13 protein-coding genes are annotated in these 15,439 nt (G+C 73.2%); 7 read left to right on the top strand and 6 right to left on the bottom strand.

Annotated elements, in window-relative coordinates:
- The first annotated feature begins 71 nt into the window (after nt 1-71).
- Nucleotides 72-947, top strand: coding sequence for a S66 peptidase family protein (locus GA0074692_RS01165; RefSeq protein WP_091638648.1), 876 nt, complete (start codon nt 72-74; stop codon nt 945-947).
- Nucleotides 948-1,114: 167 nt separating this feature from the next.
- Complete coding sequence (locus GA0074692_RS01160; RefSeq protein ID WP_091638647.1) at nt 1,115-1,549, top strand: hypothetical protein; 435 nt, start codon at nt 1,115-1,117, stop codon at nt 1,547-1,549.
- A gap of 98 nt (nt 1,550-1,647) precedes the next feature.
- Here GA0074692_RS01160 and GA0074692_RS01155 read toward each other — a convergent pair whose 3' ends face one another.
- From GA0074692_RS01155 to glnA, 3 genes are all read right to left on the bottom strand, one after another.
- A complete protein-coding gene (locus GA0074692_RS01155) occupies nt 1,648-4,998 on the bottom strand; it encodes an NACHT domain-containing protein (protein ID WP_141725107.1) in 3,351 nt (1,116 codons plus the stop codon).
- 194 nt (nt 4,999-5,192) lie between these two features.
- Nucleotides 5,193-5,618: a DUF350 domain-containing protein gene (locus tag GA0074692_RS01150; protein ID WP_091638645.1), complete on the bottom strand. Its 426-nt coding sequence runs from the start codon at nt 5,616-5,618 to the stop codon at nt 5,193-5,195.
- A gap of 79 nt (nt 5,619-5,697) precedes the next feature.
- Nucleotides 5,698-7,047, bottom strand: a complete 1,350-nt coding sequence (gene glnA, locus GA0074692_RS01145; RefSeq protein ID WP_091638644.1) for a type I glutamate--ammonia ligase — start codon at nt 7,045-7,047, stop codon at nt 5,698-5,700.
- A gap of 257 nt (nt 7,048-7,304) precedes the next feature.
- Between glnA and GA0074692_RS01140 the strand changes: the two genes are divergently transcribed.
- Both GA0074692_RS01140 and panB read left to right on the top strand, forming a co-directional pair.
- Entirely contained in the window at nt 7,305-9,068 is a 1,764-nt protein-coding gene (locus GA0074692_RS01140; protein WP_091638643.1) for an NAD+ synthase, read from the top strand.
- 243 nt (nt 9,069-9,311) lie between these two features.
- Nucleotides 9,312-10,157, top strand: a complete 846-nt coding sequence (gene panB / locus GA0074692_RS01135; protein WP_091652286.1) for a 3-methyl-2-oxobutanoate hydroxymethyltransferase — start codon at nt 9,312-9,314, stop codon at nt 10,155-10,157.
- Between the two features lie 344 nt (nt 10,158-10,501).
- Here panB and npdG read toward each other — a convergent pair whose 3' ends face one another.
- On the bottom strand, nt 10,502-11,200 hold the full coding sequence (gene npdG, locus GA0074692_RS01130) for an NADPH-dependent F420 reductase (protein ID WP_091638642.1): 699 nt from the start codon (nt 11,198-11,200) through the stop codon (nt 10,502-10,504).
- Nucleotides 11,201-11,307: 107 nt separating this feature from the next.
- Entirely contained in the window at nt 11,308-12,732 is a 1,425-nt protein-coding gene (locus tag GA0074692_RS01125) for an RNB domain-containing ribonuclease (protein WP_091638641.1), read from the bottom strand.
- Between the two features lie 38 nt (nt 12,733-12,770).
- Here GA0074692_RS01125 and GA0074692_RS34480 point away from each other — a divergent pair, with 38 nt between their 5' ends.
- Nucleotides 12,771-13,970: a hypothetical protein gene (locus GA0074692_RS34480; protein ID WP_176738250.1), complete on the top strand. Its 1,200-nt coding sequence runs from the start codon at nt 12,771-12,773 to the stop codon at nt 13,968-13,970.
- On the opposite strand, the gene GA0074692_RS01115 is transcribed toward GA0074692_RS34480, so the two are convergent.
- Nucleotides 13,899-14,099 (bottom strand): hypothetical protein, encoded by a 201-nt coding sequence (locus GA0074692_RS01115; RefSeq protein WP_091652282.1) that lies wholly within the window; start codon nt 14,097-14,099, stop codon nt 13,899-13,901. The two genes, GA0074692_RS34480 and GA0074692_RS01115, sit on opposite strands and share 72 nt — an antisense overlap.
- 381 nt (nt 14,100-14,480) lie before the next feature.
- On the opposite strand from GA0074692_RS01115, the gene GA0074692_RS01110 reads away from it, so the two are divergent.
- Nucleotides 14,481-14,852: a hypothetical protein gene (locus GA0074692_RS01110; RefSeq protein WP_091638640.1), complete on the top strand. Its 372-nt coding sequence runs from the start codon at nt 14,481-14,483 to the stop codon at nt 14,850-14,852.
- Nucleotides 14,849-15,328, top strand: coding sequence for a roadblock/LC7 domain-containing protein (locus GA0074692_RS01105; RefSeq protein ID WP_091638639.1), 480 nt, complete (start codon nt 14,849-14,851; stop codon nt 15,326-15,328). Before GA0074692_RS01110 ends, GA0074692_RS01105 begins: the two co-directional genes overlap by 4 nt.
- The last annotated feature ends 111 nt before the right edge of the window (nt 15,329-15,439 follow it).

Raw genomic sequence — 15,439 nt, 5'->3', positions numbered from 1 at the left:
GCTCTGCCGCTGTGAGCCGTACCCCTGACGACGTGGTCCGTCCGCCCGCCCTCCGCCTGGACGACACGGTCATGCTGGTGTCGCCGTCCGGGCCGACCCGGCCGGAGCTGGTGGCCCGGGGCATCGAGCTGCTCACCGGCTGGGGGCTGCGCCCCGTGGTGGCCCCGAACGCCTACGCCCGGCACGGCTACCTGGCCGGCACGGACGACCTGCGCGCCGCCGACTTGAACACCGCGTTCGCCGACCCGGAGGTACGCGGGATCGTCTGCACCCGGGGCGGGTACGGCGCACAGCGCGTGGTCGACGCGATCGACATGACCCTCGTACGCCGGGATCCAAAGGTGGTCGCCGGCTTCTCCGACATCACCGCCCTCCAGCTCGCGCTCTGGCGGGGCGCCCGACTGGCCAGCGTGCACGGGCCGGGGGCCGCCTGGCGGGACGAACGCACCTCGCTGCGCTCGGCGGAGTCCCTGCACGCCGCGCTGATGACCACCGAACCGGTCACCGTGGCCGCCGACCCGACCGAGGAGACCTTCGGCGTGCGGGTGCCGGGGCGGGCGCGGGGGACGTTGCTCGGCGGAAACCTCTGCCTGCTCGTCGCCTCGCTCGGCACCCGGGACATGCCGGACCTCACCGGGGCGGTTCTACTCCTCGAGGACGTGCAGGAGCCGCCGTACAAGGTCGACCGGATGCTCACCCAGCTCCGCCGGTCCGGGGCGCTGGACGGCGTCGCCGGGGTCGCGGTCGGCCAGTTCACCGGCTGCGCCGACGGCTGGGACACCACCGTGGTCGACGTCCTGACCGACCGCCTCGGTGACCTGGGCATACCGGTGCTCGGTGGCCTGCCGATCGGCCACGGGCCCCACCAGCTCACCGTCCCCGTCGGCACCCCCGCCACCCTCGACACCGACCACGGCACCCTGACCGTCACCCCCGCCGTCCACTGACGGGCTCGGGTCACCCGGATCGACTGCTGCCACCTTTCCGACTCCGGGTCCGGTTTTACCGATTTCACTCCTCCGATTCCCAGCGGAATGACAGGCTCTCCACGGGTGGATTCCAGCAACCAGGGCCACCGTCGTCGGAGTCGACACACCGGAAACCAGGAGGAACGATGGCCAGGAAACACCTGATCGGCGGGCTCGTGGCAGCCGGCGTGCTCACGCTGGGGATCGCCGCGCCCACGGTCGCCTTCGCGGGCGACAACGAGACGACCGCGCCGAGTTCCAACGCGAGTGAGAACTCGAACACCGACCGCGCCGAGCGGCAGACCGCCTTCGCCGAGGCACTCGCCAAGGAGCTGGGCGTCCCGGCCGACAAGGTGACCGCCGCCCTGGAGAAGCTGCGCGAGGAGCGTAAGGGTGACCGTCCGGAGCGCGGTGGATGGCGCGGTGGCGACACCGCCGACCGGCAGGCCGCGCTGAAGGAGCGGCTGGCCCAGGCGGTCAAGGACGGCAAGCTCACCCAGGAGCAGGCCGATGCCATCACCGCGGCGGCCGAGGCCGGCGTCTTCCCCGGCGGCCACTGGGGCGGCCGCCCCGGCCGCTGACCGCCGCCCGCTGACCGAGGGGCCGCTGATCGTCGGCCTCTGACCATCGGCCGCTGATCGAGGGGCCGGTGACCGTCGGGGCGATCAGGAGGTTCGCGTCAGGATCCGGCACCCCCGGTGACGCGAGCCTCCTGATCAACGCCCGGGTGGGGCACCCGCTGCCACGGTCCGCGTACGGCGTCGTCGGGTGCCACCAGCCGGCCCAGTCGTTCGACCAGGTCGGGGCGGGTGGTAGCGAACCATGGGGTCATCCGGGCGACCTGCGACGCCGCGTACCGGTACCGCCCGCGGTTCAGCTCGGTGAGCCGGACGTGCGCCTCGGCCAGCAACATCTCGAACTGCGGGTTGATGTCTGCCGACATCCGGGCGGGCAGCGCGTCGAGCTGGTCGGCGAGGATCACGTCGACCACCGGGTCGCGCCCCAGGAAGGCCAGGCAGCACCGGACGAAGGAACAGCCACTGACGACGTCCCAGCTCTCGACATTCGCGAGGTCTTCGAGCACCCGGGCCACGACCCGGGGACGAACCGCAGAGTCCACACTGAGCCGGTCGAGCAGCATGGCCGCCAGTTGGCTGCGCTCCCGGGCGGACATGAAGTCCGGCATCACGCGCACCACGGGCCGGTACTGCTCGTCCTCGCCGATCCATTCCCCTCCGGAGATCGGCCCGAACCACATCCCGAGCAGGATGTGCGGCCCTGACTTCCAGCGGGTCCGGCTGCCGACCGCTGCCCCGAGCCGGAGCGGGGCATTCTCCAACGGTTCCAGGGCGTGCAGGAGGAGATCCTCACCGTCGCTCCAGCACTCGAAGTTCGCCCGCTGCCGCAGGGCGGAGAAGTCCCCGGACAGGTACGTCGAGCCACCGGTGCCCAGGCCGTACGTCCAGCCGAGGTCCACCGGCCGCGGCTGCCAGTCGGGGGAGGCGAGACTCAGCCGGATGTCCCATCGGATGCCCCAGTCCAGCCGGTCGAGGGCGATCGCGCTGGTCAGGTCCCCGTACTCGTTCTCGTCGAGCTGCGACCGCCAGAGCAGGGCCTGCCCGCGCCACGGCTCCCGGGGTTCCACCGTGTCGGGATAGAGGTCCTGACCCTGGATCTCGTAGGCCGCGCACAGGATCAGGACGAGCAGGTTCGCGCTGTACACGGCGTGCCGTGCCGGCACCGGGAGCGGCCGGGGCGCGTACTGCTCGAAGCGGCGGGGTGGACGGGGGTCGTGCACGGCCCGGAAGAGCCGGAGCAGCACGTTCGTCGCGTCGTCCCGGCGGTTGACGTCCCACGACCGGAGCAGCTCGGTGAGGAAGGTGACGATCTGCGCCCGCCCGGTGAGCGTGACGGAGGAGAGCAGCGCGGCCAGCGGATCGTCGTCGAGGTCCGGCCGCAGGCTGCTGGCGGCGGCCACGGCGGTCAGGTCGCGCAGGACCAGGGCGATCGTCCGGGCGATCAGGAACTCGCCGAAGGTGGCATGCAGGAACTCGTACGTCGCCACCCGCTGGTCGTCCCGGGTGGCCTGGGACCGGTGCACGAAGAAGAACCGCCCGAGCACGATCTCGGCGGGACGCAGCGGGGCCCGCAGGTCGCTGCCGCCACGTCCCGCCGGCGGCCCGGCCAGGAAGGGCAGTGCGGCCAGGTCCGCCTCCAGGTCGTCCTCGGTGACCCACTGGACGCCCCGGTTGAACATGCCGAACGCCACCACCGCGAGCCGGCGCAGCTCCTCCTCGGTGGCCCGGTCCGACATCCGATCGGTGATCCCCGGCCGGTGCTTCTCCACCTCGCGCCGGGCGAAGCTGCGCAGCAGCCGTTCGTACAGCTCGGCCCGGCGCAGATCCCCGGCGGCCCGCAGGTCGTGGCCGGCGGCGGCGTAGAGCGCGAGCATCAGCAGCAGCAGCGGCTGTTCGGCGAGTTCCCGGTGGGCGAGCACCGCCGCCGGGTCCAACGGTGGTACGCCGAGCGGGGCGAACCGGTCCGCGTTGACCCGGTTCCAGGTGGTCACCCAGCGCCGTACCCGGGGCTCGTCGAACGGTTCCAGGCGCAGCGCGACCGTCTCCGGTGGCGGCTTGGCCCGGTCGGCGACGCTCGTCCGGCTGGTGACCAGCACCGCCACCGGTCGTCCCTGCTCGGCCTCCCGTTGCTGGAAGCGGGCGACCCGCAGCAGGTAGTCCGTCTGGGTCACGCCGGTGGCCTGGAGCAGCTCGTCGAAGCCGTCGAGGAGCACCACCGGCAGCGCGTCCCCGGCGGAGCGGGCCAGCGCCGGCCAGTCCAGCCGTTCCCCGGTGTCGTACCGGATCGCCTGTTCGATCTGGTCCTGGAGATCGGCCTCGACGCTCACCTCGCGCAGCGGCACCCGGACCGCCAGGAAGTCGGCCGGTGGGAGCTGGGCGGCGAGCACCCGGGTCAACACCGACTTGCCGGAGCCGGGCTGGCCGAGCACCAACAGCGGCGCCCGGGTGGCGACCGGCGAGGTCAGGTGACCGGTCAGGACGTCCGCCAGGTCGTCCCGGACGTCCTGCCTGTCCCACCAGTCCTCGTCGCTGGGCCATGCCCCCCGCCCCAGGACCGCCACCCGGCATCGGGGCGGCACGTACGCCTCGCCGAGCAGGGGCACCTGGAGGCCGTCCGGCGCCTCCGCCGACTCGACGATCGGCCGGCCGAGTTTCGCCGCGTGCGCCCGCGCCAGGGCGGCCCGCCGGTCGTCCGGCAGCCGGCCGGTGGAGATCCCGGCGAGCACCCGGCGCAGCTCGGCCAGGCCGGCGGTGAGCTGCCGAACCTCGTCCCGGGTGGCCTGGTGCTCGTGCAGCCCCGACCAGTACGCCACCTCGGGGAAGTCCGTCGCCAACGCGGTGAGCAGGTCCCGGTGTCGCGCCACCGCCTCGGCCGGTAACCGACCCACCACGTCCTGGAACGCCTGCTGCTGGTGGGTGGGCAGCCGCTCCCATGCGGCCAGGCCGGTCACGTGCTCGACCAGGCGGGTGCCGAGTTCCTGGTAGTGCTCGCCGAGTGTCCGGCGAAGCTCGGCGTAGGGCAGGTGGGCGCCGGGGGTACGGGCGGCCAGGGTGAACATCTGCGCGACGACCGTCCGCAGTGGATCGCCGCCGCCGGCCACGGCGAGCTGCTCGGGCTTGTCGATCTCCAGGTCGGCGAAGGCGAACGGCAGGTCGGCCTCGTCCAGCACCTCGAAGAAGGCGGTCACCGCGATGACCGCGTGCGCCGCCTCCAACCGTTGCGTCCGGCCGTACCGGGACAGGCCGGAGCGTTGCTCGGAGAGGTGCCGCAGCAGGTCCCGGCCGAGCCGGACCAGCTCACTCTTGGCGTCGAAGAGACTCAGCAGCGCCGGTAGCGGCCCCGCCCCGGCGAGCATCGTCCAGCCCGCCAGCCGGTCGAACGCCTCGACGAAACGACTCCGCTCCCCGCCGAGCAGGCGTACGGCGTCGGCGTAGCTGAGCACATCCGGCACGGTCCGCGTCCCTCCCCTGGCTCTCCGGCCACCAGCATGCCGGCCCGCCGCCACCGCCCGTCGCCCCGCCACGCGGGGGGCTCCCGGGTGATTCTTGGCCGGCTACCGTCCAATCGCGACGGTAACCGGCCAGGAATCGGCGGTGGGTGTGGATGCTGGCCCGCCGGAAACGGCAGGGCGGCTCAGAGGGCGGGTCAGGCGATGCAGGCGCAGACGATCAGCGCGGCCCCGAAGTGGGTGGCCGCGCTGACCCGCGCCGCCGGGTGCGGCTCGTCGGAGCAGATGATCTCGCCCAGCTTGCCCGGGGTGAGCAGGTCGAGCACGAAGAACGCCAGCGCCATGATGACCAGGCCGACCAGCCCGAAGAGCGCCGTCGAGGCGAGTCCCCGACCGAAGTCGTCGTAACTGGTGAAGATGGCGGTGAACACGATCCCGGCGATGCCGAGCTGGTTCGCGGCGAGCAGCAACGCGGCGTTGCCGTTGCGCCGAACCCAGATGAGATCCCGGAGCTTGCCGGGGGTGAGCGCGTCGACCAGGCCGAAACCGGCCGCCATCAACACGACGCCGACGATTCCGAACACGATGCTCTGCAACGCTCCGGTGAGCAGGTCCTCCAGCACCGACTGCCTCCCACGCGAGGGGTGCCGGTCAGGGGACGCCGGCACGTGGTCGAGACGATAGCGGCAGGCCGCAACCGCCTCAGAGGGAGAGGTAGCGCTGCCGCTCGTAGGGGGTGACCTCGCGGCGGTACTGCTCCCACTCGGCCCGCTTGTTGCGGAGGAAGAAGTCGAAGACGTGCTCGCCGAGCACCTCCGCGATCAGCTCCGAGCCGGCCATCACGTCGATCGCCTCGGCCAGGTTCTCCGGCAGCGCCTCGTACCCCATCGCCCGGCGCTCCGCGCTGGACAGCGACCAGACGTCGTCCTCGGCCCCCGGCGGCAGCTCGTAGCCCTCCTCGATGCCCTTGAGCCCGGCGCCGAGCATGACCGCGAAGGCCAGGTACGGGTTGGCCGCCGAGTCCGGCGAGCGGACCTCGATCCGGGCCGAGTTCGGCTTGCCGTACGCGGGGACCCGCACCAGCGCGGAGCGGTTGAGGTGACCCCAGCAGACGTACGCGGGGCTCTCGGTGATCCGGTCCGGCAGCGCCAGTGGGAAGAGCCGCTTGTACGAGTTGACCCACTGGTTGGTCACCGCGGTGTACTCCCGGGCGTGCCGCAGCAGGCCCGCGATGAAGGACTTCGCCACCTTGGAGAGCTTCATCGGGTCGTCGGCGTCGTGGAACGCGTTGCGCTCGCCCTCGAACAGCGACAGGTGGGTGTGCATGCCGCTGCCCGGCTGGTCGGTGAAGGGCTTCGGCATGAAGGTGGCGTGCACGCCGGTGGAGAGCGCGACCTCCTTCACCACGTGCCGGAAGGTCATGATGTTGTCGGCGGTGGTCAGCGCGTCGGCGTAGCGCAGGTCGATCTCCTGCTGGCCGGGGGCGACCTCGTGGTGGCTGAACTCGACCGAGATGCCGATCCGCTCCAGCGCGAGCACCGCCTGCCGCCGGAAGTCCCGGGCCACCGCGTGGGTGGTGTGCTCGAAGTAGCCGCCGGTGTCCACCGGGACCGGCACCGAACCGTCCTGCGGGCTGTTCTCCAGCAGGAAGAACTCGATCTCCGGGTGGGTGTAGAAGGTGAAGCCCTTGTCCGCCGCCCGGGACAGCGCCCGGCGCAGGACGTGGCGCGGGTCGGCCCAGGACGGGCTGCCGTCGGGCAGGAGGATGTCGCAGAACATCCGGGCGCTCTCGCCGCTGACCCCGCCCTCGAAGGGGAAGACCTGGAAGGTGGTCGGGTCGGGCATGGCCACCATGTCGGACTCGAAGACCCGGGCGAAGCCCTCGATCGCCGAGCCGTCGAACCCGATGCCCTCCTCGAAGGCCGCCTCCAGTTCGGCGGGCGCGACGGAGACGCTCTTGAGCGTGCCGAGCACGTCGGTGAACCACAGCCGGACGAAACGGATGTCCCGCTCTTCCAGCGTACGGAGGACGAACTCCTGCTGACGGTCCACTTCCACCCCTCGCACGTGAAACCCCGTCGCCGGTCCACCCCGGCAACGGCCTGACCGACCAGTGTCCACCGGCCTCGTTTCGCTGACGTTACGCGACCGCCCGCCCCGACACCCCGGGTGTCCCACCGTCGCCACGATCCGCGCCCTGGTCGCCGCGCACCGGCACCGCCCCGCCGAGTCGACGCCACGCCGACCCCGGTTCGTCGCCGAACGCTGCCCGCCGCGCCCAGCCGGGTCGGCTGGGGCAAGATGAGGACATGCCCACCCTGCGCCTCGCCCTCGCCCAGGTCAACCCCACCGTCGGCGACCTCGTCGGCAACGCCGAACTGGTCCGCGCCTGGACCCGCCGGGCGGCGGACGCCGGTGCCCAGCTCGTCGCCTTCCCGGAGATGGTGCTGACCGGCTACCCGGTCGAGGACCTGGTCTTCCGCCGGTCGTTCGTGGCCGCGTCCCGGGACGCGCTGCACCGGCTCGCCGCCGAGCTGGCCGCCGACGGTTTCGGGGACCTCCCGGTCGTGGTCGGCTACCTGGACGCCGACGGGCCGCCGCAGGTCAGCTCGGACGCCGAGCCGGGGCGGGGGGCCCGCAACGCCGCCGCGGTGCTGCACGGCGGAACGGTGGCGGCCACCTACTTCAAGCACCACCTGCCCAACTACGGCGTCTTCGACGAGGACCGCTACTTCGTGCCGGGCGACACGCTGACCGTGGTGCGGGTGGGCGGGGTGGACGTGGCGCTGACCATCTGCGAGGACCTCTGGCAGGCCGGCGGCCCGTTCGCGGTGGCCCGGCAGGCCGGCGTCGGGCTGGTGGTCAACATCAACGGCTCGCCGTACGAGCTGAACAAGGACGATATCCGGCGGCCGCTGGTCAGCCGCCGGGCCGTCGAGGCCGGGGCGGCCATCGCGTACGTCAACATGATCGGCGGCCAGGACGAGCTGGTCTTCGAGGGCGACTCGATGGTGGTGGCCGCCGACGGCACGCTGCTCGCCCGGGGCCCGCAGTTCGTCGAGCACCTGCTGGTGCACGACCTGGACCTGCCGGCCGCCCCCGACCGGGGCGCGCCGGCCTCCGGAGAGTTGGCCGACGGGATGCGGGTGAGCCGTACCCGGATCAGCGACGCCGGGGCCGCGCCGGCCGGACCGCCGGCCCTCGGCGGGATCATCGAGCCGGCCGCCGACGAGGCCGAGGTGTGGCAGGCCCTGGTGCTGGGGCTGCGCGGCTACGTCGACAAGAACCGGTTCCCGTCGGTGGTGCTCGGCCTCTCCGGCGGCATCGACTCGGCGGTGGTGGCGGCCCTCGCGGTCGACGCGCTCGGCCCGCAGCGGGTGGTCGGGGTCTCCCTGCCCAGCCAGCACTCCTCCGAGCACTCCCGGGAGGACGCGGCGGAGCTGGCCAAGCGGACCGGCCTGGACTACCGGGTCGAGCCGATCCAGCCGATGGTGGACACCTTCCTGGCGAACATGTCGCTGTCCGGAGTGAGCGTGGAGAATCTCCAGGCCCGGGTTCGTGGGGTGATCCTCATGGCGTTGTCCAACCAGGAGGGGCACCTCGTCCTCACCACCGGCAACAAGAGTGAGCTGGCGGTCGGCTACTCCACCCTCTACGGCGACTCGGTCGGCGGCTACAACCCGGTCAAGGACGTCTGGAAGACGCTGATCTGGCGGTTGGCGAAGTGGCGTAACGCCGACGCGGCCAGCCGGGACGAGACGCCGCCGATCCCGGAGAACTCGATCGGCAAGCCGCCGAGCGCCGAGCTGAGTCCCGGGCAGCTCGACAGCGACACCCTGCCCGACTACGCGGTGCTCGACCCGATCCTGATCGGCTACGTCGACGGCGACCTGGGCCGGGACGGACTGGTCGAGGCCGGACACGACCCAGCTCTGATCGACCGGGTGCTGCGGTTGGTGGATACCGCCGAGTACAAGCGCCGGCAGTCCGCGCCGGGCACGAAGATCTCGATGAAGGCGTTCGGCCGCGATCGGCGGTTGCCGATCACCAACCGGTGGCGCGAGCACGGCTGAGCCGCGCCCGAGCAGGGCTGGGTCACCGCTCGTGGGCGGCCGGTCCGGGACCGGTCGCCCACCGGTTGTGACATCCTCCACTGCGCTCTGCCGGGCCGCCCTCGGGCGGTGCGACGATGCGGGTGACCCGGGGACCGCGAGGGCGGCCTCGAGGCGAGAGGAGCGGACATGTCCGATGCAACGAGCGGTGCCGTGCCCACCAACCGCCCGACCGGCAACCCCCCGGCAGAGGCGCCGGCCGGGATGACAGCGGACGCGCCGGCCGAGGTGACGGCGCTCTACGGCGGCCCGGCGACCCGGCGGGTACGCACCCGGGACCTGCTCGCCGCCAAGGAGCGCGGCGAGCGGTGGCCGATGCTGACCGCGTACGACCAGTACACCGCCGCGATCTTCGACCAGGCCGGTATCCCGGTGCTGCTGGTCGGCGACTCGGCGGCGAACAACGTCTTCGGGCACGAGACGACCCTGCCGGTGACCGTCGACGAGATGCTCTCCCTGGTCCGGGCGGTGGTCCGGGCGACCCGACACTCACTGGTCGTGGCCGACCTGCCCTTCGGCTCGTACGAGGAGGGGCCGACACAGGCGCTGCGGACGGCGGTGCGGTTCATGAAGGAGGGCGGCTGCCACGCGGTGAAGCTGGAGGGCGGCCGCCGCTACGCCGCGCAGGTCGAGGCGATCACCGGGGCCGGCATCCCGGTGATGGCACACGTCGGCTTCACCCCGCAACGGGAGCACACCATCGGCGGGTACCGGGTGCAGGGGCGCGGCGAGGCCGGCGACGAGGTCCTCGCGGACGCGCGGGCGGTGGCCGAGGCGGGCGCCTTCGCGGTGGTGCTGGAGATGGTGCCCGGCGAGGTCGCCAAGCGGGTGACCAGCACGCTGACCATCCCGACCGTGGGCATCGGCGCCGGTCCGGACACCGACGCGCAGGTGCTGGTCTGGCAGGACATGGCCGGCCTACGCGGCGGGAAGGCTCCCCGGTTCGTCAAGCGCTACGCCGACCTGGCCGGGGTGCTGACCGACGCGACCCGTCGGTTCGCCGACGAGGTCCGCGCCGGGGAGTTCCCGGCCGCCGAGCACACCTTCTGAGGTACGGGTCGGGCCGGGCACCTGCCCGGCCCGACCTCCGCCGGTCGCAGTACTGCCGGATCGGTCCCCGACCCCGGCCGGTCGCGGTGGTTGCCCTCCCGCCGGACCCAGGCCCCGCCGGTCGGCGTGGTTGCCGGACCGGCCCCGGCCGGTCGCAGTGGCGGTGGGGCACGGCCACAATCGGCGGGTGGGTGACTTGGGATCCCGGGCTACCGGACGCGGTGGCTGACCGGGCGTACGGCGGTCGCGACCGCGCACGGGCCACGGCTGGCCGGGTTGGCCGGCCGTACGCTCACCCGGACCTGGCTGGCCTGGTCGGCCGCCCGGCTACCGGCGGCACCGGCTCACAGGTCGGTGACCCGGATGCCGGCGTGCGCCTTGTAGCGCTTGTTGATGGCGATCAGGTTGGCGGTGAACGCCTCGATCTGGTGGGCGTTGCGCAACCGGCCGGCGTAGATGCCCCGCATGCCGGGGATCCGGGCGGCCAGCGCGGCGACCACCCCGGCGGCCTCCCGGTCCTCGGTGCAGACCAGCACGTCCAACTGGATCCGGTCGACCTCCGGGTCGGCCAGCAGGGGCGCGCTGACGTGGTTGAACGCGGCGCACACCCGGGAGTCGGGCAGCAGCGCGGCGGCCTGCTGGACGGCGCTGCCCTCCTCGACGGTCAGCGCGTACGGGCCCTGCTTGTCGAAGCCGAGCGGGTTCACACAGTCCACGACGATCTTGCCGGCGAGCGGCTCGGCCAGGGCGGCGACGGTGGCGGCGTGCCCCTCCCAGGGCACCGCGACGATCACGATGTCGGCTCGCCGGGCGACCTCCTCGTTGCCGGCTCCGGTGACGGTGGCGTCGGCGGGCACCCCGGGCAGCGCGGCGATCTCCCGGGCGGACTCCTCGGCCCGCTCGGCGGACCGGGAGCCGATCAGCACGGTCTGCCCGGCCCGGGCGAACCGGTAGGCGAGCCCCCGCCCCTGGTCGCCGGTACCGCCGATGATGCCCACGGTCAGCCCGGACACGTCGGGCAGCGCGCTCGCGTCGTATGCCATGGGGCTCATCCTCGCAAACACCACTCGTGGGGCGACAGCGCCGCCGGTGGTGAGAAAGGCCGCCGGTCGGCCGTCGTCCGCGCTCAGGCGGCGGCCTTTGCCCTCGTTCAGGCGCGGGCGAAGGCCACCCGGCGGGTGGTCGGATCGGCGGTGACCAGGCGGACGGTGACCCGCTCCCCGAGCGGCAGTTCGCCGGTGCAGCGGGCCCGCACCGGCGGCGCGTCCAGCGCCACCGTGCCGCCGGGCTGGCGGCCCGGACGGGTGACGGGGGCGTCCACGTCCACCACCGCCGCCTCGAACGTCTCCCCCACCCGGTCGGCCAGCAGCACCGCCTCGGCCAACTCGACGGCACCCCGGCTGGCGGCCGAGGCGGTCCGGTCGGTGCTCGTCATCGTCTCCGGCAGCCTCGGCAACGCCGTACGCGCCCACTCGGGCACCGGCCGCTCCTCGTACAGGGCGAGGCAGACCTCGGTGGCGTACCGGTCGGCGAGCCGACGCAGCGGCGCGGTGACGTGGGCGTACGCGGCGGCCACCCCACCGTGCCCCGGCTCGGCCGGCACCTCGCCGTCGAAGGCCGTGTACGCGGCACCGCGCAGCAGCTCAGCGGCCTGGTCGACGAAGGCCGCCGCCCGGGGCCGGGCCGGGTCGAGCCGGGCCACCACCTCGCCGACGGACGCCCCGTCCGGCCAGTCCACACCGAGCGGGGCGGCGGCGGCCCGCAACCGGTCGACCGCCTCCGGTCTCGGGCCAGGCATCGTCCGGAGCAGTCCGATCCGGCCGGCGAGCATGAGGTCGGCGGCGGCCATCCCGGTCAGCAGCGAGATCTGGGCGTTGTGCTCCTCCATCGGCACCGGCCCGCGCAACACCAGCCGCCAACCGTCGCCGTCGGGTTCGACGTCCTGCTCGGGCAGGGGCAGGTTGATCGCCCCGCGCCGCAGCCCCCGCGCGGTCAGCAGGGCGCCCAGTTCCGGCAGGAGAGCGATCGGCTCGGCCAGCCGACCCGCGTCGGCGTCGGCCTGCACGCCCCGGTAGTCGAGTTTCGCGCGGCTGCGGACCCGGGCCCGTTCCAGGTGCACGCCGACGGTGGTCGCGTCGGCGTCCAGGTCGATGGTCCAGAGCACCGCCGCCCGCTCGACGTCGGGCAGCAGGCTCGCCGCGCCCTCGCTGAGCGTCTCCGGGTGCAGCGGCACGTTGCCGTCGGGCAGGTAGACCGTCTGGCCCCGCCGCCAGGTCTCCGCCTCCAGCGCCCCGCCCGGGCGTACGTGGGTGGCGACGTCGGCAATCGCGTACCGCACCCGGTAGCCGCCGCCCGGCCGGCGGGTCAGGCACATCGCCTGGTCCAGGTCCCGGGAGGTGGGCGGGTCGAGGGTGACCAGCGGCACGTCGGTCCGGTCGGCGAGCGCCGGCAGCGGTCGCGCCGCCGCCTCGTCCGCCTCCCGCTGCGCCTCCGGTGGGAAATGGTCGGGCAGCCCCAGTTCCCGCCGCAGCGCGCCGAAGTCGATGCGGGGTGCCAGTACGCGTCGAATGACCACGGGACCAATCCTGGCAGCGCACTGCCAGTTCCGCTCGGATGGCGACGCCGCCCCCGCCGGCCGGTCGGCAGCGGCCGTACGGCGGTCAGGCGGTTGGCTCCGCCGGGCCGGTGGCTCTCCGGGCCCGGGCCGGGGCGCTGCGGGTCGCGGGCTTGACCGTCGACCGGCCCGCGACCACCTTCCGGCCGGCGGTCTTGCGGGCCGAGGTGGCCCGCTTCGAGGAGGCGGTCGACGTGCTGGTCCGGGCCTCTCGCCGGGCGGCGGCCACGGTGGCGGCAGGCGTACGGGCCGGCGCCTGTCTCGCCGTCGACGTGGTGGCCGCCGGCCGGGTCGACGCGGCCTTGCGGATCGGGGTCTGGGTGGCTGTGGTCGCCTTCCGGACCGCCGGACGGGTCGCCGACGTGGCCGCCTTACGGGCCGTCGTGGGCGTCTTCCGCACTGCCGCCGTCGTCTTGCGCGCCCCTGCTGGGGCCGCCTTCCGCACTGCCGCCGTCGCCTTCGCGGCGGCGGACCGGGCGGTCGTGGTGTTCCGAGCGGCCGTCGCCGCCCGCTTCGCCGCCGTGCTCTTCCCGGCCGTGGCAGTGGGCCTGCTCTTGCCCGCCGTTGCGGTGGGTCTCGTCGCGCCCGTCGCCTTCGTGGCCGTGGTCGACGCGGTCCGCTTCGCGGTGGTCGCCTTCCGGCCCGCGTCGGCGGCGCGGCTGGTCGTGGCGGAGCCGGTTCGTTTCGTCGCCGCGCTGGTCCGCTTCGCCGCGCTGGTCCGCTTCGCCGCGCTGGTCTGCTTCGTCTCGCCGGTGGTGGTCCGCTTGGCCGCCGTCGTGGTCTTCCGGGTGGCGGGAGTGGCCTTCGCCTCTCCCGTGGCGGTGGCCTTCCCGGCCGGCGCCTGTCGGGCGACCGAGCCCGTCCGCCGGGCGGTGGTGGCACCGGTCGTCATCACCCCGCCCGCGGTGCCCCGGCGAGCCGTCGTGGTGGACTTCCGGACCGGGGTCGTCCGGCTGGCACCGGTGTTCCGCTCCGCCGCTGCGGTCTTCTTCGCGGTGGTACGGGCGGCGGCCGGGCGGGTGGTGGCCTTACGTGCTTCGGCCATGTCGTCTCCCTCCTTGCGGACATGCGCTCGCGGGACTCCGTCCGGAGCCCGGAGATCCTCGGCACGGGGCGTCCCGCACCGCTCATCTGTCCTCCCCGGCCCAGCGGGCGTCCTCGGCCTCCCACGCCTCGTTCCGGTCCTGCACGGTCTGTAGGGCGTTCTCGGCGGCAGCCGCCGAGGGATACGGGCCGAGCACGAACTTGGCCGGACACTTGTCGGCCTCGGTCTCGACCCGGTGGTGCCGTAGGCACCAGTAGTAACTTCCGTGTCCGCTGTCGCTCATGACATCACTGTGCACCGGGAGGCGACCGGCCGCCACCGGACCATCCGAAGATGCCGATGTCCTCCACAGTAGACGTGCTCCCGGCGGGGCGGGCCGAAACGGCGAAGAACGCCCGCCAGGGTGACCGGCCGGGACACCACAGCGCTCACCCGACCGGATGCCCAACCCACCCGACCAGCCGGAGCCATCCGCCGGACGGCATGTTTCCGCTGATCAGTGGTGTGCTCCCGGCCGGCTGGTCAGGTGGTTGGGCCGCCGGCCAGGTGCGCCCACCAGGGCGATGTGCAAGCCTCTTTGCAACATTCCAAAGGTGTTGCGTCGAGCGCGGACGCCCGTGCGCACGTGCGTCAGCAGCACCGTTCCGCTGACTGGGGGGAAGTCGTGGCGAACCTTGACATCGCGTTGAAGGGCGCGATGCAGATCGAGGGCGCTATCGGTGTCGCACTGGTGGACTACACCAGCGGGATGACGCTCGGCGTGGCGGGGGGCACTGCCGAGCTGGACCTGACCGTGGCCGCCGCCGGCAACACCGACGTGGTGCGCGCCAAGATGCGCACCATCGAGATGCTCAACCTGAACGACGAGATCGAGGACATGCTCATCACCCTCGGTAGGCAGTACCACGTGATCCGGCCGCTGACCGGTCTGCACGGCAAGGGCCTGTTCCTCTACCTGATGCTGAGCAAGAACCGCGCCAACCTGGCCCTCGCCCGGCACCAGCTCCGCACCATCGAGGAAAGCCTGGAGTTGTGAACGGCCTCGTCCCGGGCGCGACAGCCCTCCCCCGGCGGGTCCGCCAGCCTGATTCCCTGCCGCCGCCGGAACGGCTCCCGCCGTCGCTCGCCGGCAATCGTTCCCTGCCGTACGCGGCGATCAACACCGAACTGGCCGAGTTGCGGCTCCAGATCCCCGGCGTCACCGGTTGCGTCCTGGGTGGGGTCGACGGGCTACTCATCACCCACACCATGCCCAACGGGGCACACCCGGACGACCTGGCCGCGCTCGCCGCCAGCACCTTCGGCCTCGGCCGGCAGATCGGTCTGAGCCTCGGGCAGGGGGCGTTCCAGCAGTCCACCGTCCGAAACTCGGCCGGCTACCTGAGCGTCTACGCGGTCAACGGCCAAGCCCTGCTCGCGGTGGTCGGCGAGGACGCGGTGAACGTGGCCCGGCTGCACCTGCACGCCCCCGGCGTGGCCGAGCGCCTCGCCGACCTGCTCGTCGGCTTCTGACCCCGCCCTGATCTTCACACCACCACCCGAGCCGTCGCGGGCGGACCAGCTTCCGCCCGCGACAGCCGGGGTCGTGGCGGCGGGTTCCGGGATTGGCGGGCCTCGAGGCGG

This window comes from Micromonospora pallida (assembly GCF_900090325.1).
Classification (GTDB): Bacteria; Actinomycetota; Actinomycetes; order Mycobacteriales; family Micromonosporaceae; genus Micromonospora; species Micromonospora pallida.
This window is presented reverse-complemented; position numbering and strand designations above follow the sequence as displayed.